Source organism: Brevundimonas sp. NPDC055311 (genome assembly GCF_053645695.1).
The window spans coordinates 476957-500811 of sequence record NZ_JBSHMV010000001.1 but is presented as its reverse complement, the minus strand read 5'-3'; the positions used below and the strand labels follow the sequence as shown (position 1 = coordinate 500811).

Sequence of the window (23855 nt, the reverse complement as noted above, 5' to 3'; positions counted from 1 at the left end):
GTTTGAAGATCAAGTCTGTGATGACGCTGGCGGCGGCGACCGCGCTGCTGGCCGGTGGAGCGATGGCCCAGTCGGGCGACTGGCGCACCGTATCGTCCGAAAATCTGTGGGTGATCGACACGGCCAAGGGGCGCGTGCTGGTGGAGTTGGAGCCGCGCGTGGCGCCGAACCACATCGAGCGCATCCGCACCCTGACCAACCAGGGGTTCTATGACGGGCTGAAATTCCACCGGGTCATCCCGAACTTCATGGCTCAGACCGGCGATCCCCAGGGCACCGGGGCCGGCGGCAGCGAACTGCCGGACCTGAAGGGCGAGTTCACCTTCCGGCGCGGCCGCGACAGCGGCTTCGCCCCGGTCGAGAACAGCGGCGCGGGCCTGCGCGGCGTCATGGGCTCCATCCCCATCGTGACCCAGCCGGACGCCCAGATGTTCGTCACGGCGGACTTCAAGACTTCGGCGCAAGGGCTGTTCTGTCCCGGCGTGGCGGGCATGGCGCGCGCCGGTTCACCCGACAGCGCCAACAGCCAGTTCTTCCTGATGACGGGCCAGAACGATAATCTGAACGGCGGCTACACGGTGTTCGGCCGGGTGGTGCAGGGCCTGGATGTCGTGCGCGCGCTGAAGGCGGGCGACGAGGCCCAGGACGGCGCCGTCGGCCCCGACGCCGACGTCATGACGCGGGCGCGTCTGGCCTCGGCCATGCCGGAGGCCGAGCGTCCGACGATCCGCGTGGCCGTGCCCGGTTCTGCCCCGTTCAACGCCGCCGTCGAGGCGGCGAGGGCTGAGAAGGGCGCATCCTTCAACATCTGCGACGTCCAGCCGCCCGTGCAAGGCGGCTGAGCGTCGCGCGTCGCGCCGGGGAGGGGCGAGGCATGAGGCAGGGATTTCGGATCACCGGCGCGGCCCTGGCGGCTGCGCTTCTGGCGGGCGTGACGCCGGCTTCGGCTCAGGACACGACGCCGTCGCCCAGTGAGGCGGCTCCAGCGATCGCCGCTGACGACTGGCGCACGGCGGCGCCCGACAATCTTCTGGTCATCGACACCAACAAGGGCCGCATCCTGGTCGAGATGACTCCCGAGGCGGCGCCCGGCCACGTAGCCCGCATACGCCTGCTGGCCAAGGCGGGCTTCTATGACGGCCTGCCCTGGCACCGTGTCATCGACGGCTTCATGGCCCAGACGGGAGATCCTCTCGGCACCGGCGAAGGCCAGAGCTGGCATCCCGATCTGAAGGCCGAGTTCACCTTCCGCCGCGACGCGCAGACGCCCTTCGTCGCCGTGGCCGCCCCGGCGGGCGCCCTGATCGGCTTCGTCCAGTCCCTGCCGGTCCAGACCCAGCCGGACGCCGTGATGGCGACGACGCCTGACCGCAAGGTGCACGCCTGGGGTCTGTATTGCCCCGGCGTCGCGGGCATGGCGCGCGATGACGCGCCCGACAGCGCCAACAGCCAGTTCTTCCTGATGCGCCATCCCTATCCGGCGCTGGACAAGCGCTACACCGTCTGGGGGCGGGTGGTGTCCGGCCTCGACGTCGTGCGCGCCCTCAAGTTCAGTCCGAACCCGGACGGAATCGTCACCGATCCGGATCGCATGACGCGCGTGCGCGTGGCGGGCGACCTGCCCGAGGGCGAGCGCCCGACGGTGCGTGTCTTGAGCACGAGCAGCGCGCCGTTCCGCGCCCTGGTCGAAGACACGCGGGCGGCGCGGGGAGCCGACTTCTCGGCGTGCGACATCGAACTGCCGGTCGAGGTGAATTAGTCGCTTCAAAGTCCGTCTCCCCTTGTGGGAGAAGGTGGCAGGCGCAGCCTGACGGATGAGGGGTTGTTGGACGCTCAACCCATCGTCAGCATAAGGCGTGGCGAGACCCCTCATCCGGCCCTACGGGCCACCTTCTCCCGCAAGGGGAGAAGTGCGATTACTGGTCGCCGCCAGGGCTTCCGCCGCCGCTCCCTGCGGCGCGCTTGCGTCGGCGCCGTCGGCGCGGCTTCGGCTGACGGTCTTCGCGCATCTTTTGCAACAACAGGCCTTCGCGCAGGCCGCGGTCGGCCACGCGCACCCGTTCGCACGGCCAGGCGCGCTGTACGGCTTCCAGAATCGCCGCGCCGGCCAGAACCAGATCAGCGCGGTCCGGTCCGATGCAGCTTTCCGCCGCGCGTCCGGCGGGACCGAGGGCGATCAGGCGGTCGGCGGCCTTTTCGCAGTCGCCGCGCGTCATCCACAGACCGTCGACCAGATCGCGCTGATACCGCCTCAGACCCAGGTGGATCCCGGCCAGGCTGGTGATGGCGCCCGAGGTGCCGACCATATGGCCGCGCCCGGCGCCGACGCGCGTCAGGAAGTCGGGGCCTTCGGGGCCGCCCGCAGCGATGGCGGCGCCGAAGTCGGCGACCATGGCCTCGTACCATTCGGGCGGGCTGCCCTCCGGCTCGGGGTGGCGTTCGGCCAGGCTGACCACGCCCAGCGGCGCCGACATCCAGGCTGCGGTCTCGAAGCCGCGCGGCCCCTTCATCAGCCAGGACAGTTCGGTCGAGCCGCCGCCCACGTCGATCACCAGCACCGCCTCGGCGCGGGGGTCGAACAGGTTGAGGCAGCCCGCCACCGACAGGGCGGCCTCTTCGGCCGGATCGATGATCCTGAGCCGCAGGCCGGTGCCGTGTCGCACACGCTCGACGAAAGCGGGGCCGTTCTCGGCCATGCGGCAGGCCTGGGTGGCGACGGCGGTCAGGCGCTTGGGGTCGACGCCCTTGCGCACCAGGCGTTCGGCGCACAAGGCCAGGGCGTCATAGGCCCGGTCCATCGCCCGATCGTCCAGACGACCGGTGCGCGACAGGCTCTCGCCCAGGCGCACGATGCGGCTGAAGGAATCCACCACGCGAAAGCCGTCACGCGACGGGCGCGCGATCAGCAGGCGGCAATTATTGGTCCCCAGGTCGAGCGCGCCGTAGAGGGGCGATTCTCGATCGAAAGGCCCGCTGTTGCGGGGCCTTCGAGGCAGGGACCGCGTGTCGCGCCGTCCGGGCGCGCCAGGGGTCTCCGGCATGGGCCGAGTTCTCATGTGGGCGGTCCGAAGCGGCGCCCGTCCGGAACAGGTTAAACCGCACTGGCCTGTTGCGCCAAGCCGTGATGTGCGAGGGCCGTCCTTGAGACTCCTAGCGGCGGCGTGGACTGAGGATGTCGCCCAGCCGATCCGGCGTGCCCGGAATCCGCTCAAGCCGCGGGTAGCGCAGCCCGTCGTGATAGTCGAAGTCGACGGTGCGATAGCGGTCTGCGTTCTTGAGCAGCAGGCGGATCGGCGCGTCGGCTCCCTTGGCGGCCGTGACGGCGTCGCGCAGTTTTTCGGCCGAGGCGGCGACGTCGTTGACGGCGACCAGCTCCCAGCCCGGTCCGATGTCGGCCTCGAAGGCGCGGCCGCCCCAGCGGACGCCCGTCAGCCTGTTCGACGAGGACAGGGTGAAGCCCAGGGAATACTGGAAGTCGTTGGCCCAGCCCGACTGGATGCGCTTCTCCTCGGCGGTCAGGCTGTCGGTGTAGGTCAGGCGGTAGCCGCCGCGCGCCAGCCCGTCCAGCGGGGCCTTGGCGTCCGGCCCGTTGGCGTCGAGGCGCGTGCGCAGGAAAGTCGCCCAGTCGTGCGGATGGACGGCGTTCAGGCCTGCGACCACGTCCTCGAACACATAGCCGCGCGGGGCCCAGGAGCCGTCGTCGCCGCCGAAGAAGCCCTTGGCGAAGTCGTCCAGCGACTTCTTCCCGTCGGTCGCCTCGCGGATCAGGGTGTCGGCGTCCAGCCAGATCAGCAGGGCCTCTCGGTAGTAGTCGCCGGTGCCGCGCATCCACGAGGAATAGGGGTTCGAGGTGCGATAGCCGAGCAGGTTGTGGTTGTTCGTATCCTGCAGCGGACGCCATTCGCGTCCGGGTTGGTTGTCGTAGAAGGCCGCGACCTCGGCGAAGCTGGTCAGGATGTCGGTCTTGGAGGCCAGCCCCGAGCGCGCCGTCAGCACGTCGCCCCAGTATTCCGTCTGGCCCTCATAGACCCACAGAAGGGTGTTCTGGGTCGGTATGTTGTGGTTGGCCGTCAGTTCGTCGGCGGGGCGCTGGCGCTTGCCGTTCCAGGCGTGGGTGAACTCGTGCGGCAGAAGGCCGACGGCGCCCAGGCTCTTGCCCCAGTTGGTGAAGAAATCGGCCGGGACCGAGTTCTCGGACGAGCGGTGATGCTCCAGCCCGATGCCGCCCAGCTTGGCCGTCGCCGCCAGCAGGAAGTCGTAGCGGTCATAGGGGCGGGCGCCGAACAGACGGTCGGTCTGCGTCACCAGATTTTCGAACCAGCCCAGTTGCTCGGCCGTGGGGGCGAGGTCCTTGGCCGTATCGGCGACGATGTTCAGGTGGACGGCGCCTTCGCCGTTCCCCCGGCGCGGGTCGATGGCGATGCGCTGGAAGTGGGCGCCGCCGAACAGGGGGCTGTCGATCAGGGTGTAGAGGTCAGTCGGCGCAAAGGTCGCCAGGCCATCGACGAAGCTTTCGGTGTCGAGGGCGACGCCGTATTTCCAGCCCTGCGGCAGGCGGATCGACGGGGCGAAGGTGATGCCGGTCGAGCGGTAGCCCGCCGGATAGAGCAGGGCCTTCTCCCACTGCAGATTGACCATTTCGGGGGTCATGACGACGCGCCAGGCCGAGTTGTCCGGCTGGGTCAGCCACTGGAAGTCGACGGTGATCTCGCTGACGCCCTGCGGCACCTCGATGTGGAAGGCGTAGGGATCGATGGTGTCGCGCAGCCAGTCGATGCGCTGTCCGCCGCCTTGGACGGTGACGCCGGAGAGCAACTGGATCGGGCCGGTGGCGGCGTGGTTGCCGGGCAGGAATTTCGGATAGAGCAGGACCAGAGGGCCGGGCGTGACCGGAATGGTCTGGCGCACGCGGACGATCTTCTTCTCGACGTCGGTGGCGTCGACCTCATAGCGGATGACGCCGGGATAGGCCTCGGCCGTCGGCGCCGGGATCGGCGGCAGGGCGCGGGGCAGGGCCAGGGGCGTGTTCTGCGGCGTCGGCGCGGCGGGCGCCAGCGGTCCGGTCCAGTCCTGGGCGAGGGCGGTCGAGGCGGCCGAGGTCAGCAGCAGGGCGAGGGCGGCGGCGGGCAGGCGTCGAGTCAGGGTCATATTGTTCTCGTAACCCTTCTCCCCTCGGGGGAGAAGGTGGGCGGCGGAGCCGCTCGGATGAGGGGGCGGTTTCAGCAGGCAGAACGGCTGACGGAGGCGCGCGAAGCGGACGCTCCCCTCATCCGTCTCGCTCCGCGAGCCACCTTCTCCCCCGAGGGGAGAAGGCGGTTTTGACGGTGTTCTCTATCGACGACGCGCGCTTAGGATGTCGCCCAGCCGGTCGGGCGTCCCCTCGATCCGCTCCAGGTGCGGGTAGCGCAGGCCGTCGTGGTAGTCGAAGCGCACCGTCTTGAAGGCGTCGCCGTTCTTGAGGATCAGCTCGATCGGCTCGGACGTGCCCTTGGCGGCGGTGACCGCCTCCTTCAGCACATCGGCTGAGGCCGCGCGGCCTCCGACGGCGACGACTTCCCAGCCCGAGGTCAGGCCCTGTTCGAACGCCGGGCCGCCCCACAGGACCGAGGTGATTTTGTTCGACCCGTTCATCATGAAGCCGAGCGAATAGGTGAAGTCGTTGCGGCCCAGCTCCTTATACAGGGCGCCCATGTAGCCGGAGGGCTCCTCCTTGAAGACCAGGCGGTAGCCGCCCCGTTCGATGCCGTCGAGCGGGCCGCGCGAGCCGGGGCCGACCGCGTCCAGCCGTTCGCGCAGGAAGGCGGCCCAGTCGTTCGTCTGCACCCCGTTCAGCGTCGAGGTCACGTCGGTGAAGGTATAAGGGGCCGGGTCCCAGTTCCCGTCCTCGACGCCGAAGAAGGCGCGGGCGAAGTCGTCCAGCGACTTCTTCCCGCCCGTGCGCTCGCGGATCAGGGTGTCGGCGTCCAGCCAGATCAGCGAGCCTTCGCGATAATAGTCCTCGCTGCGCTGATAGCTGCTCCACGGCTGGGGGCGGCGCTGGCTGATGATCGGGTCGTTGGTGGTGTCCTGCATGGCGCGCCACTGGCGGCCGGGGATGTTCTGGAAGCTGGCGGCGGTCATGGCCAGCACGTCCAGAGCCTGCTGCTTGCTCATCAGCCCCGCGCGGGCCGTCAGGACCAGACCCCAATACTGCGTCTGGCCCTCATAGACCCACATCAGAGAGTTCTGCAGCGGCTCGTTCAGATTGGGCGTCAGCTGGTCGGCCGGGCGGCGCCATTTGCCGTTCCAGCTATGGGTATACTCGTGACCCAGCAGGTCGCGATCGGCCAGGGTCGCCTCGCGATCGGTGAAATACTTCACATCGGCGCTGTTCTCGGACGAGCGGTGGTGCTCCAGGCCGATGCCGCCCAGCTTGTCCGTCACCGCCAGCAGGAAATCGTAGTGGTTGAAGTGGCGCGCGCCGAACAGACGGTCCGCCTGCTGAACCAGATTGCGGTGCAGTTGGATATGCTCGTCGCTCGCCTCCAGCATCTTGGCCGTGTCCGCCACCACGTTCAGGCGCACCGGCGAGCGGCCGCCCGGATCCAGGTCGATCTGGCGATAGTGGGCGCCGGCGAAGACGGGGCTGTCTGCTAGATGCTCCAGCGTGATGGGCGCGAAGGTCGCCAGGCCGTTCTCGAAGCTGACGGTGTCCAGAGCGGCGCCGTAGTTCCAGCCTTGGGGCAGTTTCAGCGTCGGCTGGAAGGTGATCTGGCGCGAGTAATAGCCCGCCGGATACAGCAGGGTCTTGTCCCACTGGACGTTGACCATTTCCGGGGTGACGGTGACGCGGCCCTGGGCGCCCTCGATGGGCGTCAGCCACTGGAAGACGGCCTGGACCTCGGTGACGCCGGCGGGAACTTCGATCTGATAGGCCCAGGGCTGGACAGTGTTGCGCACCCATTCCAGCCGCTGTCCGTCGGCGGTGAAGGTCAGGCCGCCGACGTTGGCGACCGGGCCGACCGGGCCGTGATGACCGGGAATCCACTGCGGATAGAAGAGGATCAGCGGGCCGGGGCCGCTGACGGGAATGGTCTGGCGCACCTGGATCAGGCGGCGGTCGATGTCGGTGGCGTCGACATCCAGCCTGATGACGCCGGGATAGGCCTCGTCCTTGGCTGTCGGGATCGGCGCCAGGGCGACGGGCAGGGCGGGCGTGCCGACCTGCGCCAGAGCCGAACCGGCGCTGAACAGCAAGGCGGAGGCGCAGGCGGTGACAAGTAGGCGGGTGGCGGGACGCATCATCAGGGGGACTTTCCGGCAAGGCGGCGAGGACGCCGCAGATCACTGCGCGTCGAGGCTATGGTCAAGCCCGACGTGGGCGGATGAATTCGCCGTCATGTTTGGGTCGTCTGCGCGCAGACGGATTTCGCCGGCTCCGATTGCGTACTAGCGTGACGGCGGCATCACAAGGCGAGGGAGATCACATGGACGGGAAGCGGATTCTGGCGAGCGTCGCCGCTGTGCTGGCGATCTCGGCGCCATCGTCGACAGGCGCGGCCCAGATGGCGCCTGATCGCGCCCGCCACGAACCCGTGATCGAGACCGGCGACGTCGACCGCTTCTATGCGCTTTACGACAGCGCCGCCGGGCGGCCGACCGCAGATCAGCTTCAGGCTTATCTGGATGAGGGCTCCACCGGTCTGACGCACCTGGCGAAGGTGCGCAGGGTGACGGGCGCGAGGATGGCGGACGCCATGGCTGCTCGGCCCGAAATCTATGTCGAGGCGCGGGCCTGCGCCGACCACCTGCCGCGCGTCCGTGCGCGGGTCGCCGAGGGGCTGGCCCGCTTCATCGATCAATATCCCGAGGCGCAGTTTCCGTCGGCGACCTTTGTGATCGGCCGTGGCCGCCCGGTCGCGGTCGGCAGTCCGGTGGATGGAATCCAGGTGGGGTTGGAGGCGCTCTGCGCCACCGACTTCATCAATCCCGATATCGAAGACCGGTTCGTGGGGGTTCTGATCCACGAATATGTTCACACCCAGCAGGCGCCCGAACTGACCGAGAAGGAGCAGTTTACGGTGCTGGAGGTGTCGATGGCGGAGGGCGTCGCGGAGTTCGTCACCGAACTGATGATCGGCGCGCCGGCCTATGCCTATCTCGCGCCGCAGACTCGAGGTCGCGAACTCGAGATCGAGACCGCCTTCGTCGCCGATCAGGACAAGACCGACCTGTCGGCCTGGGTCTACAATTCGACGCCTGAGAAGCCGGGGGACCTCGGCTACTGGGTCGGCTACCGGATCGCCAAGGCCTATTACAGGAACGCGCCGGACAAACGCGAAGCCTTGCGGCAGATCCTGCAGATCACGGACGTCAAGGCGTTCATGGCGGCGAGCGGCTGGCGGCCCGGCATGGACCTGAGTTAGCCCGCCGGATTCACTTCCAGCAGTTCGACCGTGAACCGCAGGGCCGAGTTGGCCGGAATTTCCGTCCCCATCCAGCGCGAACCGTAGGCCAGGTCGGCGGGGATGACGAACTCATAGGTCTCGCCCTCGCGCATCAGGGCCACGCCCTCGGTCCAGCCCTTGATGACGCGGTTCAGAGGGAAGGTCGCCGGCTCGTTGCGCGAATAGGAGCTGTCGAACTCGCGCCCGTCGATGAAGGTGCCGCGATAGTGGACCTTGACCCTGTCGGTCGCAGTGGGTTGCGCGTCCTCGGGGTTGGCCTTGCTGACGAGGCGATATTGCAGGCCGGACTCGGTCGAGGTCCAGCCGCGACGCTGGCTGTTCCACATCAGATAGGCGGCCTGGCCGACCTCCCAGTTCTCCTGGGTCGCGGGGCCGACCGCCTCTCGCAGGCCGGGATAGCCGACATCCGGCGTCGAGGCGCAGGCGGCCAGAGACAGGGACAGCGATAGGGCGGCGAGAGCGGGCAGGGCGATGTGCTTCATAAGGCTAGGCTTATCACGCTGATCGAAACTGTCGACTGGGCGTGTGAAGGGCCTTTATTTCGCCGAAGAAGGGCGTATATATGCGCGCTCCGCAGATTCCATGAATCCCGCGCGAAAGCGCCGAGGCCCGGTTTGTCGCCCTCCGACCGGTGCGAAGGCGTCGCCCCTCCCCAAGGGGGCGGATACATCCAGGCGTCCTGATCCGCTCGCGGATCGAGGGTGGACGCCGAGAGACATTTACGGTCACGGATCGCCGGTCGGCGCGCCGTGGCTGCTGCATTGAGAGCGGGCCTCGCAAGGGGCCGCGATTGGGAAAACAGAATGGCCAAGTCCACCGACGGTCTCGCCTTGGGTAAGATCGCTGCCGCCACGTCGTTCACCGGCAAGAAGCGCATTCGCTACAGCTTCGGGCGCATCCCCGAAGCCGTGCAGATGCCGAACCTGATCGAGGTTCAGCGCGCTTCTTATGAGCAGTTCCTGCAGCGCGAGTCGCGCCCGGGTCTGCGTAACGACGAGGGCATTGAAGCGGTCTTCAAGTCGGTCTTCCCGATCAAGGACTTCAATGAGCGCGCCGTCCTGGAATACGTCTCCTACGAGTTTGAAGACCCGAAGTACGACGTCGAGGAATGCATCCAGCGCGACATGACCTATGCCGCGCCGCTGAAGGTCAAGCTGCGCCTGATCGTGTTCGAGACCGAGGAAGAAACGGGCGCCCGTTCGGTCAAGGACATCAAGGAGCAGGACGTCTACATGGGCGACATCCCGCTCATGACGGACAAGGGCACCTTCATCGTCAACGGCACCGAGCGCGTGATCGTCTCGCAGATGCACCGCTCGCCGGGTGTCTTCTTCGACCACGACAAGGGCAAGACCCACTCCTCGGGCAAGCTGCTGTTCGCCGCCCGCGTGATCCCGTATCGCGGCTCGTGGCTGGACTTTGAGTTCGACGCCAAGGACATCGTCTACGTCCGCATCGATCGTCGCCGCAAGCTGCCCGCCACCACCTTCCTCTATGCGCTGGGCATGGACGGGGAAGAGATCCTCAAGACCTTCTACGAGACGGTTCCGTACGAGAAGCGCGGCGAAGGCTGGGTCACGCCCTACAAGCCGGAACGCTGGCGCGGCGTGAAGCCGGAGTTCGACCTGGTCGACGCCGACACCGGCGAAGTGGTCGCCCCGGCCGGTCAGAAGATCAGCGCCCGCGCCGCCAAGAAGCTGGCCGACGGCGGCCTGAAGTTGCTGTCGCTGGCGGCTGACGCCCTGCTGACCAAGTATCTGGCTTCGGACGCCGTCAACTTCCAGACCGGCGAGATCTACGCCGAGGCGGGCGACGAACTGGACGCCGCCACGATCGAGCTGCTGGAAGCCAACGGCTTCACCACCATCGACGTGCTGGACATCGACCACGTCACGGTCGGCGCCTACATGCGCAACACCCTGCGCGTGGACAAGAACACGGGCCGCGAGGACGCGCTGTTCGACGTCTATCGCGTCATGCGCCCGGGCGAGCCGCCGACGCCGGAAGCGGCCGAGGCCATGTTCAACTCCCTGTTCTTCGACGCCGAGCGCTACGACCTGTCGGCCGTCGGCCGCGTGAAGATGAACATGCGTCTGGAAACCCCTGAGGTTTCTGACGAAATCCGCGTCCTGCAGAAGGACGACGTGCTGAAGGTGCTGCAGATCCTGGTCGGCCTGAAGGACGGCCGCGGCGAGATCGACGACATCGACAACCTGGGCAACCGTCGCGTGCGTTCGGTCGGCGAGCTGCTGGAAAACCAGTACCGCGTCGGTCTGCTGCGCATGGAACGCGCCATCAAGGAGCGCATGAGCTCGGTCGATATCGACACGGTCATGCCGCACGACCTGATCAACGCCAAACCGGCCGCCGCCGCGGTTCGCGAGTTCTTCGGCTCGTCGCAGCTGTCGCAGTTCATGGACCAGACCAACCCGCTGTCGGAGATCACCCACAAGCGCCGCCTCTCGGCGCTTGGCCCGGGCGGTCTGACGCGCGAGCGCGCGGGTTTTGAAGTCCGCGACGTTCACCCGACGCACTACGGCCGCATCTGCCCGATCGAAACGCCGGAAGGCCCGAACATCGGTCTGATCAACTCCCTGGCCACCCACGCCCGCGTCAACAAGTACGGCTTCATCGAAAGCCCGTACCGTCGCGTGGTCGAAGGCAAGGCGACGGACGAGGTGGTCTACATCTCGGCCATGGAAGAGGCGAAGCACGTCATCGCCCAGGCCAACATCGACCTGAAGGACGGCGAGATCGTCGAGGAGCTGGTGCCGGGCCGTATCAACGGCGACTCCCAGCTGCTGACCAAGGAAACGGTCGACATGATGGACGTGTCGCCGAAGCAGGTCGTTTCGGTCGCCGCCGCCCTGATCCCCTTCCTGGAAAACGACGACGCCAACCGCGCGCTGATGGGCGCCAACATGCAACGTCAGGCCGTGCCTCTGGTGCAGTCGGACGCGCCGCTGGTCGGCACCGGCATGGAAGCGGTCGTGGCCGTGGACTCCGGCGCTGTGGTGATCGCCCGTCGTGACGGCGTGGTCGAGCAGATCGACGGCACCCGTATCGTCGTGCGCGCCACGGGCGAAGTGGACGCCGGCCGCTCGGGCGTCGACATCTATCGTCTGTCGAAGTTCCAGCGCTCCAACCAGTCGACCTGCATCAACCAGCGCCCGATCGTGCGCGTGGGCGATGAAGTGAAGACCGGCGACGTGATCGCCGACGGTCCGTCGACGGACCTGGGCGAACTGGCTCTGGGGCGCAACGTCCTGGTCGCCTACATGCCCTGGAACGGCTACAACTTCGAAGACTCCATCCTGATCTCCGAACGCATCGTGCGCGACGACATCTTCACCTCCATCCACCTCGAAGAGTTCGAAGTGATGGCGCGTGATACGAAGCTTGGGCCGGAAGAAATCACCCGCGACATTCCCAACGTCGGCGAGGAGGCCCTGCGCAACCTCGACGAGGCGGGCATCGTGGCCATCGGCGCGGAAGTCCAGCCGGGCGACATCCTGGTCGGCAAGGTGACGCCGAAGGGCGAAAGCCCGATGACCCCGGAAGAGAAGCTGCTGCGCGCCATCTTCGGCGAGAAGGCTTCGGACGTGCGCGACACCTCGCTGCGCCTGCCGCCCGGCGTCGCCGGCACCATCGTCGACGTGCGCGTGTTCAACCGCCACGGCATCGACAAGGACGAGCGCGCCATGGCCATTGAGCGCGCCGAGATCGAACGTCTGGGCAAGGACCGCGACGACGAGCTCAAGATCCTTGAGCGCAACGTCTACGGCCGCGTGAAGCCGCTGCTGCTCGGCAAGACCGCCGTGTCCGGCCCGAAGGGCATGGGCCGCGGCGAGGTCACCGAAGAGAAGCTGGCCGAAGTGTCCAAGGGCCTGTGGTGGCAGGTCGCCCTCGATGACGAGAAGGCGATGGGCGAGCTGGAGGCCATGAAGAAGCAGTTCGAGGACGCCCGTAAGGCCCTCGACCGTCGCTTCGAAGACAAGGTCGAGAAGCTGCAGCGCGGCGACGAGATGCCGCCCGGCGTCATGAAGATGGTCAAGGTCTTCGTGGCCGTGAAGCGCAAGCTGCAGCCGGGCGACAAGATGGCCGGCCGTCACGGGAACAAGGGCGTCATCTCCAAGATCCTGCCGATCGAGGACATGCCGCACCTGGACGACGGCACCCACGTCGACATCGTTCTGAACCCGCTGGGCGTGCCGTCGCGCATGAACATCGGCCAGATCTTCGAGACCCACCTGGGTTGGGCCGCCGCTGGCCTGGGCAAGCAGATCAAGGGCTTGCTTGAGCAGTGGATGGACGGCGGCATGCGCGACGCCCTGGTGTCGCGTCTGACCCAGATCTACGGCGCCGACACCCCGCTGCCGCAGAGCGACGAAGAGCTGATCGAACTGGCTCAGAACCTGTCGAAGGGCGTTCCGTTCGCGACTCCGGTCTTCGACGGCGCGCGCATCTCGGACATCGAGGACCTGCTGGAATCGGCGGATCTGGATCGTTCGGGTCAGTCGATCCTGTACGACGGTCAAACCGGCGAGCAGTTCAAGCGTCCGGTCACGGTCGGCTATGTGTACATGCTGAAGCTGCACCACCTGGTCGACGACAAGATCCACGCCCGCTCGATCGGCCCGTACTCGCTCGTCACCCAGCAGCCGCTGGGCGGTAAGGCGCAGTTCGGCGGTCAGCGCTTCGGGGAAATGGAGGTCTGGGCTCTGGAAGCTTACGGCGCCGCCTACACCCTGCAGGAAATGCTGACGGTGAAGTCGGACGACGTGGCCGGCCGGACCAAGGTCTACGAGGCCATCGTCCGCGGCGACGACAGCTTCGAGGCCGGCATCCCCGAGTCCTTCAACGTGCTGGTGAAGGAAATGCGCTCGCTGGGCCTGAACGTGGAGCTGGAAAACAGCTGATCGGATCAAGCGCCCTTCCTCGCCTCGGCGGGGGAGGGCGGTCCGCCTGTTCTCCTCTCTGAATGATTTTCGCGGGGCAGCCCCGCAGAAGGAATAAAGATGAACCAGGAAGTCCTGAACATCTTCAACCCGGTTCCGGTCACGCCGACCTTCGACCAGATCAAGATCGCCCTGGCCTCGCCGGAGAAGATCCGTTCGTGGTCGTTCGGCGAGATCAAGAAGCCGGAAACCATCAACTACCGTACGTTCAAGCCCGAGCGTGACGGCCTGTTCTGCGCCCGTATCTTTGGCCCGACCAAGGACTACGAATGCCTGTGCGGCAAGTACAAGCGCATGAAGTACAAGGGCATCATCTGCGAGAAGTGCGGCGTTGAGGTCACCCTGGCCCGCGTCCGTCGCGAACGCATGGGTCACATCGACCTGGCCGCTCCGGTCGCCCACATCTGGTTCCTGAAGTCGCTGCCGTCGCGCATCTCGCTGATGCTGGACATGGCGCTGAAGGACGTCGAACGCGTCCTGTATTTCGAGAACTACATCGTCACCGAGCCGGGCCTGACCCCGCTGAAGCAGAACCAGCTGCTGACGGAAGACGAATTCTATCACTATCAGGAAGAGTTCGGCGACGACGGCTTCACCGCCGAGATCGGCGCCGAGGCGGTCCGCAACCTGCTGATGGCGATCGACCTGAACGCCGAGGCCGAGAAGCACCGCGCCGAACTGGCGGACAATCCGTCGGAGCTGAAGGCCAAGAAGGCGTCCAAGCGCCTGAAGCTGCTGGAAGCCTTCATCGAGTCGGGCAACAAGCCCGAGTGGATGATCCTGACCATCGTGCCGGTCATCCCGCCGGAACTGCGTCCGCTGGTGCCGCTGGACGGCGGCCGCTTCGCCACGTCGGACCTGAACGACCTGTATCGCCGGGTCATCAACCGGAACAACCGCCTGAAGCGCCTGATCGAGCTGCGCGCGCCGGACATCATCATCCGCAACGAAAAGCGGATGCTGCAGGAATCCGTCGACGCCCTGTTCGACAACGGCCGTCGCGGCCGCGTGATCACGGGCGCCAACAAGCGTCCGCTGAAGTCGCTGGCCGACATGCTGAAGGGTAAGCAGGGCCGCTTCCGCCAGAACCTGCTGGGCAAGCGCGTCGACTACTCGGGCCGTTCGGTCATCACCGTGGGTCCGGAGCTGAAGCTGCACGAGTGCGGCCTGCCCAAGAAGATGGCGCTGGAGCTGTTCAAGCCGTTCATCTACGCGCGTCTGGACGCCAAGGGCCTGTCGGGCACCGTCAAGCAGTCCAAGCGCATGGTCGAGCGCGAACAGCCCGCCGTCTGGGACATCCTGGACGAGGTCATCCGCGAGCACCCGGTTCTGCTGAACCGCGCGCCGACGCTTCACCGTCTGGGCATCCAGGCGTTCGAGCCCAAGCTGATCGAGGGCAAGGCCATCCGCCTGCACCCGCTGGTCTGTACGGCGTTCAACGCTGACTTCGACGGCGACCAGATGGCCGTGCACGTCCCGCTGAGCCTCGAGGCCCAGCTGGAAGCGCGCGTGCTGATGATGTCGACGAACAACATCCTGTCGCCCGCCAACGGCAAGCCGATCATCGTGCCGTCTCAGGACATCGTCCTGGGCCTGTACTACCTGTCGCTGGTCAAGGAGAACCAGCCGGGCGAAGGCAAGCTGTTCGCCAACATGGGCGAGATCGACGCCGCGCTGGACGCCCAGGTCGTCAAGCTGCACACGAAGATCAAGGCGCGCTGGACCGAGATGAATGCGGACGGCGAACTGATCACCAAGGTGATCGACACCACGCCGGGCCGGATGAAGCTGGGCGCCCTGCTGCCGCACAACCCGAACATCGGCTACCGCCTGCTCGAGAAGAACCTGACCAAGAAGGAAATCGGCAACCTGATCGATCAGGTCTACCGTCACTGCGGTCAGAAGGCGACGGTCATCTTCGCCGACCAGATGATGCAGATGGGCTTCCGCGAAGCGGCCAAGGCCGGCATCTCGGTGGGCAAGGACGACATCGTCATCCCCGCCAAGAAGGAAGCCCTGGTCAACGAGACCCGCACCCAGGTCGAGGAGTACGAGCAACAGTACGCCGACGGCCTGATCACCAAGGGCGAGAAATACAACAAGGTCGTCGACGCCTGGGCCAAGGCCACGGACAAGATCGCCGATGAGATGATGGGCGAAATCGCCCAGCCGCGCGTCCTGATCAAGGGGCAGGAGCCGGACATCAACTCGGTCTTCATGATGGCCAACTCGGGCGCCCGTGGTTCGCAGGCTCAGATGAAGCAGTTGGGCGGGATGCGCGGCCTGATGGCCAAGCCCTCGGGCGAGATCATCGAGACGCCGATCATCTCGAACTTCAAGGAAGGCCTGACCGTCCTTGAATACTTCAACTCGACCCACGGCGCCCGTAAGGGTCTGGCCGACACCGCCCTGAAGACCGCCAACTCGGGTTACCTGACCCGTCGTCTGGTGGACGTGGCGCAGGACTCCATCGTCACCGAGGAAGACTGCGGCTCGACGCGCGGCATCACCCTGCGCGCCGTGGTCGAAGGCGGCGACGTGCTCGTCTCGCTGGGCCAGCGCGTCCTGGGCCGTTACGCGGCCGAGGACATCAAGGAGCCGGGCGGCGAGGTCCTGTATCCTGCGGACACCTATCTGCAGGAAGAGGAAGTCGAGATGATCGACAAGGTGGGCGTCCAGTCCATCAAGGTCCGCTCGGCCCTGACCTGTGAAGCCGACACCGGCATCTGCGCGACCTGCTACGGCCGCGACCTGGCGCGCGGCACCAACGTCAACATCGGCGAAGCGGTCGGCGTCATCGCCGCCCAGTCGATCGGCGAGCCGGGCACCCAGCTGACGATGCGGACCTTCCACATCGGCGGTACGGCCCAGGTGGCGGAAACCTCCTTCTTCGAGGCGACCAACGCGGGCGTCATCAAGGTCGTCGGCCCGACGGTTATCGCCGCTCACGGCGACCCGGTGGCCATGAGCCGCAACGTCGTGGTCACCGTTACCGTCGACGGCAAGGATCGCGAATCCTACAAGGTGCCTTACGGGGCGCGCCTGCGCGTCAAGGACGGTGGCGAGGTGGCCAAGAACCAGCGCCTGGCCGAGTGGGACCCGTACACCACCCCGATCCTTACGGAAGTCGGCGGCGTGGTGCGCTTCGAGGATCTGGTCGACGGCCTGTCGGTCAAGGAAGAGACAGACGAGGCCACGGGCATCGCCCAGCGCGTGGTCTCCGACTGGCGCGCCAGCCCGCGCGGCGCGGACCTGCGTCCGGCCATGGGCGTCACCCAGGGCGACAGCTACGCCAAGCTGTCGAGCGGTTCTGACGCGCGCTATCTGCTGCCCGTCGGCGCCATCCTGTCGGTGGCCAACGGCGACGAGACCAAGCCGGGCGACATCATCGCCCGTATCCCGACCGAAGGCGCCAAGACCCGCGACATCACCGGCGGTCTGCCGCGCGTGGCGGAACTGTTCGAAGCCCGTCGTCCGAAGGATTGCGCGGTCATCGCCGAGATGGACGGTCGCGTCGAGTTCGGTCGCGACTACAAGAACAAGCGCCGCATCAAGATCACCCCGGAAGTCGACGCAGACGGCAACCAGGGCGAAGCGGTCGAGTTCCTGATCCCGAAGGGCAAGCACATCTCCGTCCACGACGGCGATCTGATCCAGAAGGGCGACTACATCATCGACGGCAACCCGGATCCGCACGACCTGCTGCGCATCCAGGGCGTCGAGGCGCTGGCCGAGTATCTGGTGAACGAAGTGCAGGAGGTCTACCGACTGCAGGGCGTGCCGATCAACGACAAGCACATCGAGGTCATCGTCCGTCAGATGCTGCAGAAGGTCGAGGTCATCGACTCGGCCGAGACGACGCTCATCAAGGGCGACCACGTCGATCGCGTCGAAGTCGACATCGAGAACGCCAAGGTCGAGAAGCGCGGCGGCCGCATCGCCACCGTGCAGCCGGTCCTGCTGGGCATCACCAAGGCGTCGCTGCAGACCCGCAGCTTCATCTCGGCGGCCTCGTTCCAGGAGACGACCCGCGTCCTCACCGAGGCTTCGGTCCACGGCAAGAAGGACACGCTGGAAGGCCTGAAGGAGAACGTGATCGTGGGTCGTCTGATCCCGGCCGGCACGGGCTCCTACCTGCGCAGCCTGCAGAAGATCGCCAACGAGCGTGACGCTGAGCTGACCCAGGCCCGCGAAGATGCGGTCGAGCCGCTTCCTGCGGATCTGGCCCTGGAGCTGGAGCAGTCGGCCGACTGATCCGGGTTCAGACCTGAAAGACTGAAGAGGGCGGCGTCGAAAGGCGCCGCTCTTTTTTATGGCCTACCGCGCTGCGCGCTGCTTGAGGCCGTGAGGCGGGCGCTGGCCGTGCGCCGGACGCCTACTGCGGCTTCATCGGTTCGCGCGTGTTGGCGGCGCCGGGCGTCATCGGGCGGCCGGAGGCGGGAGCGCCGTCGCGGCGGGTCTGGACATTGCGGTTGGAGTCCATCTGCATCGAGGAATCCAGGTGCGCGCCCGCGCAGCCGGTGCCGAAGTTGGAGCCTGGGCAGTCCTGAGGCGCGAGCACTCCGACCCCGCCGCTGAGCGGTCGACGCTGGGCCTCGTAGCGTTGCATCTCGCGCGCGCCTTCGCGGGCGAAGCGGGCGTCGCGCTCTGCGTTGCCGGTGCCGGTGATGCGGCCGTTCTCTGCGCCCTGCGCCGCCCGGGCGTTGAACCGTTCCTCGCAGATGATCTCTTCGCCTCGACGAAGCAGTCGGTCCGCAGGGCATCCGGCGGGGGAGGTGCGCAAGGCGCGGGCGTTGCGCCCGGACTGACCCTCAGGCGTCACGCGCCAGGCGTCGGAAATGCCGTCCACGCCTGACGCGGCGGCTGAAGGCGCGCCCGGCGCGGGAGCGGCCAGGCGCGGCGCCGGCGGAGCGGGCAGGCCGTCGCGGCCCTCCTCCTCGTCCTTCTTGCGCGGACGTATGGGCGTGATCACGGCGGGCGCGACCGGCGCCTGCTCCAGTGCGGCGGCCGGCGGCGCGGGCGCCGCCTTGGACGCCGGGGCCGGCAGGGGCGGAGCTTGCGGGGCGGTCCGAGGGACGGAAGCCGCCTGAGCAGGGGCGGGGGCCGGCGCAGGCGTAGGCTCGGCGCTGGGTCTCTGAGGCAGCGGCGATTCCATGGGCGCCGGCGCCGGCGTCGGGACAGGCGTCGGCGCAGGAAGGGGAGGCCGCGGTTGCGGCGGAACGAACGGGCGCTCCAGTTCCACGTGGATGATCGGCGGCGGCGGCGTGGGGAGGGATTCGCGACGGTCGCCCGCCGCGTAGTGGGCCATGCTGCCCAGGACGATCGCGTGCATCAGCACCGAGGTCCCCGCCGTCAGGGCTCGCTTGAGGCCCGGACGGGTTCGCTTCGTCGGGCCTTCGGGCAGAACGGCGATGCTCATGAAGGCTCCCCCATCGTCCGAACGAATGATGCCTAGGCAAGCATGGCGATATCTAGGCGCAATATCATCGATCCCTGAACAGGATACGAACACGACGCCCTGAACGTCGGCCCGCGCGTCTCTCTTGACCTGTTAATGGATCGCGCGTAGAAGCCGCGCACTTTCGAGACGTGGGCGGTTCGCCGTCCGCTGAGATCGTGACAATCGAACGGACGGGCTGTGTCCCGCCGGAACGCCCGAAGCGCGCGTTCCGGTTTTTCTGTTTGGGCGTCCTGACCTCGGCTCGATAACACCCGGGCGGGGCTTCGGTCCCGTTCAAAAGAAGGCTCATGAGGCGCTCCGGTCGAAAGACACACGCCTCCACATCGAAAAGAGACGAATTCGAATGCCCACGATCAACCAGCTGATCCGCAAGCCCCGCAAGCCGAAGCCGGTCCGCAACAAGGTCCCGGCCCTGGAGGGTTCGCCCCAGCGTCGCGGCGTCTGCACCCGCGTCTACACCACGACCCCGAAGAAGCCGAACTCGGCTCTGCGTAAGGTCGCCAAGGTCCGTCTGGCCAAGAACGGCGTCGAAGCCGTGTGCTACATCCCCGGCGAAGGCCACAACCTGCAGGAGCACTCGGTCGTGCTGATCCGCGGCGGCCGCGTGAAGGACTTGCCCGGCGTTCGCTACCACATCCTGCGCGGCGTGCTCGACACCCAGGGCGTCAAGGACCGCAAGCAGCGTCGTTCGCACTACGGCGCCAAGCGTCCGAAGTAATCCGCTCCTAGCGCCCTACAGATTTAAGAGGATACATCCATGTCCCGTCGTCACCGCGCTCAGAAGCGTGAAGTCCTGCCGGATCCCAAGTTCGGGGACCTGATCGTCACCAAGTTCATGAACTACGTCATGTACGAAGGTAAGAAGGCCGTCGCCGAGAACATCGTCTACGGCGCCTTCGACATCCTGGCCGAGAAGAAGAAGGAGCAGACTGCGGTCGAGACCTTCCACATCGCCCTGGAAAACGTCGCCCCGGCGGTTGAAGTCCGTTCGCGTCGCGTCGGCGGCGCCACCTATCAGGTCCCGGTCGAAGTCCGTCCGGACCGTCGTCGCGCCCTGGCCATCCGCTGGCTGGTCAACGCCGCGCGCAACCGCGGCGAAAACACCATGACGGAAAAGCTGGCCGCCGAGCTGCTGGACGCCGCCAACAACCGCGGCACCGCGGTCAAGAAGCGCGAAGACACCCACAAGATGGCCGAAGCCAACCGCGCCTTCAGCCACTACCGCTGGTAAACGTCTTAAAACCGTCCCTCTTCTTCGGATAATGGGGCGGTCGCTCACGAAGACGATCCGGCGCGGGCGTTCAGACTGAACCGCCCGCGCCGTCATATCCGACACCCCAGGGCGCTCGCCGCGTCCGCGAAGCTCCCGGAAGGCAACTTCAATGCCCCGCACACATAAAATCGAAGACTACCGCAACTTCGGCATCATGGCCCACATCGACGCGGGCAAGACGACGACGACCGAGCGGATTCTGTTCTACACCGGCAAGAACCACAAAATGGGCGAGACGCACGACGGCGCGTCCACCATGGACTGGATGGACCAGGAGCAGGAACGCGGCATCACCATCACGTCGGCCGCCACGACCGCCTTCTGGCGTGAAAAGCGTCTGAACATCATCGACACCCCCGGCCACGTGGACTTCACCATTGAAGTCGAGCGTTCGCTGCGCGTCCTCGACGGCGCCGTGACCGTTCTGGACGGCAACGCCGGCGTCGAGCCGCAGACGGAAACCGTCTGGCGCCAGGCCGACAAATACAACGTCCCGCGCATCGTCTTCGTCAACAAGATGGACAAGATCGGCGCCGACTTCGAGAAGTCGGTCGAGTCGATCCGCGACCGCCTGGGCGCCAAGGCCGTGCCGATCCAGCTGCCGATCGGTTCGGAATCGAACCTGAAGGGCGTGGTCGACCTGGTCGAGATGAAGGCCCTGGTCTGGGAAACCGATCAGGTCGGCGCCTCGGCCGACGTGCGCGACATCCCGGCCGATATGGCTGACGCCGTGGCCGCCGCTCGCCAGTACCTGGTCGACAACGCCGTCGAGATCGACGACGAGGCCATGGAAGCCTACCTGGAAGGCAATGAGCCCTCGGTTGAAGTGCTGAAGCGCTGCATCCGCAAGGCCGTCATCACCGGCGCCTTCTATCCGATCCTCGCCGGCTCGGCCTTCAAGAACAAGGGCGTCCAGCCGCTGCTCGACGCCGTCGTCGACTACCTGCCGTCGCCGGTCGACATCCCGCCGACGCCGGGCATCGACTTCAAGACCGAAGAGCCGATCGTCCGCAAGGCTTCGGACGAAGAGCCCCTGTCGGTTCTGGCGTTCAAGATCATGGACGACCCCTTCGTCGGTTCGATCACCTTCTGCCGCCTGTACTCGGGCAAGATGGAGACCGGTCAGTCGCTGCTGAACTCGTCGCGCGACAAGCGCGAGCGCGTCGGCCGCATGCTGCTGATGCACTCCAACAACCGTGAGGACATCAAGGAAGCCTACGCCGGCGATATCGTCGCCCTGGCCGGCCTGAAGGAAACCCGCACGGGCGACACCCTGTGCGACCCGCTGAAGTCCCCGGTCATCCTCGAGAAGATGGAATTCCCGGCGCCGGTTATCGAGATCGCCGTCGAGCCCAAGACTAAGGCCGACCAGGAGAAGCTGGGCGTCGCCCTGGCCAAGCTGGCTTCGGAAGATCCGTCCTTCACCGTCTCGACCGACCACGAGTCGGGCCAGACGATCCTGAAGGGCATGGGCGAGCTGCACCTGGACATCAAGATCGACATCCTGAAGCGCACCTACAAGGTCGAAGCGACCATCGGCGCGCCGCAGGTAGCCTATCGCGAGTCCATCAGCCGCAAGGCCGAGATCGACTACACCCACAAGAAGCAGACCGGCGGTACGGGCCAGTTCGCCCGCGTCAAGCTGGTGTTCGAGCCGGGCGAGCCGGGTTCGGACTTCGTCTTCGAGTCGGCCATCGTCGGCGGCGCCGTGCCCAAGGAATACATCCCGGGCGTGGAAAAGGGCCTGAAGTCGGCCAAGGACAACGGCCTGCTGGCCGGCTTCCCGGTCATCGACGTCAAGGCCACCCTGGTGGACGGCGCCTTCCACGACGTCGACTCCTCGGTCCTGGCGTTCGAAATCGCCTCGCGCGCCGCTTTCCGCGAACTGAAGGAAAAGGGCGGACCGAAGCTGCTCGAGCCGATCATGGCCGTCGAGGTCGTGACCCCGGAAGAGTACCTGGGTTCGATCATCGGCGACCTGAACGGCCGTCGCGGCATGATCCAGGGTCAGGACATGCGCGGCAACGCCGTCGTCGTGAACGCCTTCGTGCCGCTGGCCAACATGTTCGGCTATGTGAACACGCTGCGCGGCATGTCGCAGGGTCGCGCCCAATTCACGATGCAGTACGACCACTATGAATCGGTGCCGCAACACGTCGCCGACGAAGTGATCAAGAAGTACGCCTAAATCCGTCTTTCCGACGGACCCACTTGAAAACGGGGCGGTTTGACCACAAATCGCCCCACCTATCCCCAAACCCATTTGGACCCCCGCTTTGGGGATGCCAGGAGCTAGAGAATGGCCAAGGAAAAGTTCGAACGCACGAAGCCGCACGTGAACATCGGCACGATCGGTCACGTTGACCACGGCAAGACGACGCTGACGGCGGCGATCTCGATGACGCTGTCGAAGGCCGGCGGCGGCAAGGCGATGAACTACGCCGACATCGACAACGCGCCGGAAGAGAAGGCGCGCGGCATCACGATCAACACGTCGCACGTGGAATATGAGACGGCGAACCGTCACTACGCGCACGTGGACTGCCCGGGCCACGCCGACTACGTGAAGAACATGATCACGGGCGCGGCTCAGATGGACGGCGCCATCCTGGTGTGCTCGGCCGCTGACGGCCCGATGCCGCAGACGCGCGAGCACATTCTGCTGTCGCGTCAGGTCGGCGTTCCGGCGCTGGTGGTGTTCCTGAACAAGGTCGACATGGTCGACGACGAGGAGCTGCTGGAGCTGGTCGAGATGGAAGTGCGCGAGCTGCTGAGCTCGTACCAGTTCCCGGGCGACGACATTCCGGTGATCAAGGGCTCGGCCCTGGCCGCGGTGGAAGACCGCGACCCGCAGATCGGCGCCGAGCGCGTTCTGGAGCTGATGGCGGCGGTCGACAGCTACATCCCGCAGCCGGAACGTCCGATCGACATGCCGTTCCTGATGCCGGTGGAAGACGTGTTCTCGATCTCGGGCCGCGGCACCGTGGTGACGGGTCGCGTCGAGCGCGGCATCGTCAAGGTCGGTGAAGAAGTCGAGATCGTCGGCATCCGTCCGGTCCAGAAGACGACCTGCACGGGCGTGGAAATGTTCCGCAAGCTGCTGGACCAGGGCCAGGCCGGCGACAACGTGGGCGTGCTGCTGCGCGGCACCAAGCGTGAAGACGTCGAGCGCGGCCAGGTGCTGTGCAAGCCGGGTTCGATCACCCCGCACACCAAGTTCGTGGCTGAGGCCTACATCCTGAACAAGGAAGAAGGCGGGCGTCACACGCCGTTCTTCACGAACTACCGCCCGCAGTTCTACTTCCGCACGACGGACGTGACCGGCATCGTGCGCCTGAAGGAAGGCGTCGAGATGATCATGCCGGGCGACAACGCCGAGCTGGACGTCGAGCTGATCACGCCGATCGCGATGGAAGAGAAGCTGCGCTTCGCCATCCGCGAAGGCGGCCGCACCGTCGGCGCCGGCGTCGTGGCCAAGATCGTCGAGTAATCGACGATCCTCGCCACGCGAGACTAAAGCCTAGGCGGGAGCTGCTCCCGCCGGGGCCAAGATCGTCGAGTAATCGATGAGCGGCCCCTGAGGCCGCACAGTAAGAGTATGCGTAAGCGTACAGAGCGGCCCCCGGAGCGATCCGGGGGCTGTTTTGCAATGCGCTATTGCGTTGAATCAAAAGGAGACGCCCGACTTTGGTCTAGCGGGGCGGTTAAGGGATTCT

The 23855-nt window shown here is 66.4% G+C and carries 14 protein-coding genes; 9 read left to right on the top strand and 5 right to left on the bottom strand.

The window, feature by feature from the left end; genetic code table 11:
- Positions 1 to 20: 20 nt before the first annotated feature.
- Both ACWIDZ_RS02375 and ACWIDZ_RS02370 read left to right on the top strand, forming a co-directional pair.
- Complete coding sequence (locus ACWIDZ_RS02375) at positions 21 to 842, top strand: peptidylprolyl isomerase (protein ID WP_453988716.1); 822 nt, start codon at positions 21 to 23, stop codon at positions 840 to 842.
- A 32-nt stretch (positions 843 to 874) separates the two neighbouring features.
- The gene (locus ACWIDZ_RS02370; RefSeq protein ID WP_453988408.1) at positions 875 to 1759 is read left to right on the top strand and encodes a peptidylprolyl isomerase; all 885 of its coding nucleotides are present in this window, start codon (positions 875 to 877) and stop codon (positions 1757 to 1759) included.
- Between the two features lie 157 nt (positions 1760 to 1916).
- Here ACWIDZ_RS02370 and ACWIDZ_RS02365 read toward each other — a convergent pair whose 3' ends face one another.
- The 3 genes from ACWIDZ_RS02365 to ACWIDZ_RS02355 all read right to left on the bottom strand — a co-directional run bounded on the left by ACWIDZ_RS02365 (position 1917) and on the right by ACWIDZ_RS02355 (position 7281).
- Complete coding sequence (locus ACWIDZ_RS02365; RefSeq protein ID WP_453988409.1) at positions 1917 to 3041, bottom strand: Ppx/GppA phosphatase family protein; 1125 nt, start codon at positions 3039 to 3041, stop codon at positions 1917 to 1919.
- 109 nt (positions 3042 to 3150) lie between these two features.
- Positions 3151 to 5148, bottom strand: coding sequence for a M61 family metallopeptidase (locus ACWIDZ_RS02360; protein WP_453988410.1), 1998 nt, complete (start codon positions 5146 to 5148; stop codon positions 3151 to 3153).
- A gap of 183 nt (positions 5149 to 5331) precedes the next feature.
- Positions 5332 to 7281 (bottom strand): M61 family metallopeptidase, encoded by a 1950-nt coding sequence (locus tag ACWIDZ_RS02355; protein ID WP_453988717.1) that lies wholly within the window; start codon positions 7279 to 7281, stop codon positions 5332 to 5334.
- A 185-nt stretch (positions 7282 to 7466) separates the two neighbouring features.
- Here ACWIDZ_RS02355 and ACWIDZ_RS02350 point away from each other — a divergent pair, with 185 nt between their 5' ends.
- Positions 7467 to 8405, top strand: a complete 939-nt coding sequence (locus ACWIDZ_RS02350; protein WP_453988411.1) for a DUF2268 domain-containing putative Zn-dependent protease — start codon at positions 7467 to 7469, stop codon at positions 8403 to 8405.
- Here ACWIDZ_RS02350 and ACWIDZ_RS02345 read toward each other — a convergent pair.
- Positions 8402 to 8929 (bottom strand): FKBP-type peptidyl-prolyl cis-trans isomerase, encoded by a 528-nt coding sequence (locus ACWIDZ_RS02345; RefSeq protein ID WP_453988412.1) that lies wholly within the window; start codon positions 8927 to 8929, stop codon positions 8402 to 8404. The genes ACWIDZ_RS02350 and ACWIDZ_RS02345 overlap by 4 nt on opposite strands.
- 321 nt (positions 8930 to 9250) lie before the next feature.
- Between ACWIDZ_RS02345 and rpoB the strand changes: the two genes are divergently transcribed.
- Both rpoB and rpoC read left to right on the top strand, forming a co-directional pair.
- Complete coding sequence (rpoB, locus tag ACWIDZ_RS02340; protein ID WP_453988413.1) at positions 9251 to 13366, top strand: DNA-directed RNA polymerase subunit beta; 4116 nt, start codon at positions 9251 to 9253, stop codon at positions 13364 to 13366.
- 99 nt (positions 13367 to 13465) lie between these two features.
- Positions 13466 to 17659, top strand: coding sequence for a DNA-directed RNA polymerase subunit beta' (gene rpoC, locus ACWIDZ_RS02335; RefSeq protein ID WP_291776176.1), 4194 nt, complete (start codon positions 13466 to 13468; stop codon positions 17657 to 17659).
- 121 nt (positions 17660 to 17780) lie between these two features.
- Here the strand turns inward: rpoC and ACWIDZ_RS02330 are convergent, their stop codons facing one another.
- Positions 17781 to 18824: a hypothetical protein gene (locus tag ACWIDZ_RS02330; RefSeq protein ID WP_453988415.1), complete on the bottom strand. Its 1044-nt coding sequence runs from the start codon at positions 18822 to 18824 to the stop codon at positions 17781 to 17783.
- A 385-nt stretch (positions 18825 to 19209) separates the two neighbouring features.
- Between ACWIDZ_RS02330 and rpsL the strand changes: the two genes are divergently transcribed.
- The 4 genes from rpsL to tuf all read left to right on the top strand — a co-directional run bounded on the left by rpsL (position 19210) and on the right by tuf (position 23629).
- Positions 19210 to 19584 (top strand): 30S ribosomal protein S12, encoded by a 375-nt coding sequence (rpsL, locus tag ACWIDZ_RS02325; RefSeq protein ID WP_003165508.1) that lies wholly within the window; start codon positions 19210 to 19212, stop codon positions 19582 to 19584.
- A gap of 39 nt (positions 19585 to 19623) precedes the next feature.
- Positions 19624 to 20097 carry a 30S ribosomal protein S7 gene (gene rpsG, locus ACWIDZ_RS02320; RefSeq protein WP_291776167.1) on the top strand — a complete coding sequence of 158 codons (474 nt, stop codon included), beginning with the start codon at positions 19624 to 19626 and terminating at the stop codon, positions 20095 to 20097.
- Positions 20098 to 20248: 151 nt separating this feature from the next.
- A complete protein-coding gene (fusA, locus tag ACWIDZ_RS02315; protein WP_343831320.1) occupies positions 20249 to 22327 on the top strand; it encodes an elongation factor G in 2079 nt (692 codons plus the stop codon).
- Positions 22328 to 22438: 111 nt separating this feature from the next.
- Positions 22439 to 23629, top strand: coding sequence for an elongation factor Tu (tuf, locus tag ACWIDZ_RS02310; protein WP_338578415.1), 1191 nt, complete (start codon positions 22439 to 22441; stop codon positions 23627 to 23629).
- Positions 23630 to 23855 lie beyond the last annotated feature (226 nt).

Coding starts and splice junctions, on each gene's coding strand:
- ACWIDZ_RS02375 (WP_453988716.1), top strand. CDS start 21: ATGACGCTGGCGGCGGCGACCGCGCTGCTGGCCGGTGGAGCGATGGCC.
- ACWIDZ_RS02370 (WP_453988408.1), top strand. CDS start 875: ATGAGGCAGGGATTTCGGATCACCGGCGCGGCCCTGGCGGCTGCGCTT.
- ACWIDZ_RS02365 (WP_453988409.1), bottom strand. CDS start 3,041: ATGCCGGAGACCCCTGGCGCGCCCGGACGGCGCGACACGCGGTCCCTG.
- ACWIDZ_RS02360 (WP_453988410.1), bottom strand. CDS start 5,148: ATGACCCTGACTCGACGCCTGCCCGCCGCCGCCCTCGCCCTGCTGCTG.
- ACWIDZ_RS02355 (WP_453988717.1), bottom strand. CDS start 7,281: ATGCGTCCCGCCACCCGCCTACTTGTCACCGCCTGCGCCTCCGCCTTG.
- ACWIDZ_RS02350 (WP_453988411.1), top strand. CDS start 7,467: ATGGACGGGAAGCGGATTCTGGCGAGCGTCGCCGCTGTGCTGGCGATC.
- ACWIDZ_RS02345 (WP_453988412.1), bottom strand. CDS start 8,929: ATGAAGCACATCGCCCTGCCCGCTCTCGCCGCCCTATCGCTGTCCCTG.
- rpoB (WP_453988413.1), top strand. CDS start 9,251: ATGGCCAAGTCCACCGACGGTCTCGCCTTGGGTAAGATCGCTGCCGCC.
- rpoC (WP_291776176.1), top strand. CDS start 13,466: ATGAACCAGGAAGTCCTGAACATCTTCAACCCGGTTCCGGTCACGCCG.
- ACWIDZ_RS02330 (WP_453988415.1), bottom strand. CDS start 18,824: ATGAGCATCGCCGTTCTGCCCGAAGGCCCGACGAAGCGAACCCGTCCG.
- rpsL (WP_003165508.1), top strand. CDS start 19,210: ATGCCCACGATCAACCAGCTGATCCGCAAGCCCCGCAAGCCGAAGCCG.
- rpsG (WP_291776167.1), top strand. CDS start 19,624: ATGTCCCGTCGTCACCGCGCTCAGAAGCGTGAAGTCCTGCCGGATCCC.
- fusA (WP_343831320.1), top strand. CDS start 20,249: ATGCCCCGCACACATAAAATCGAAGACTACCGCAACTTCGGCATCATG.
- tuf (WP_338578415.1), top strand. CDS start 22,439: ATGGCCAAGGAAAAGTTCGAACGCACGAAGCCGCACGTGAACATCGGC.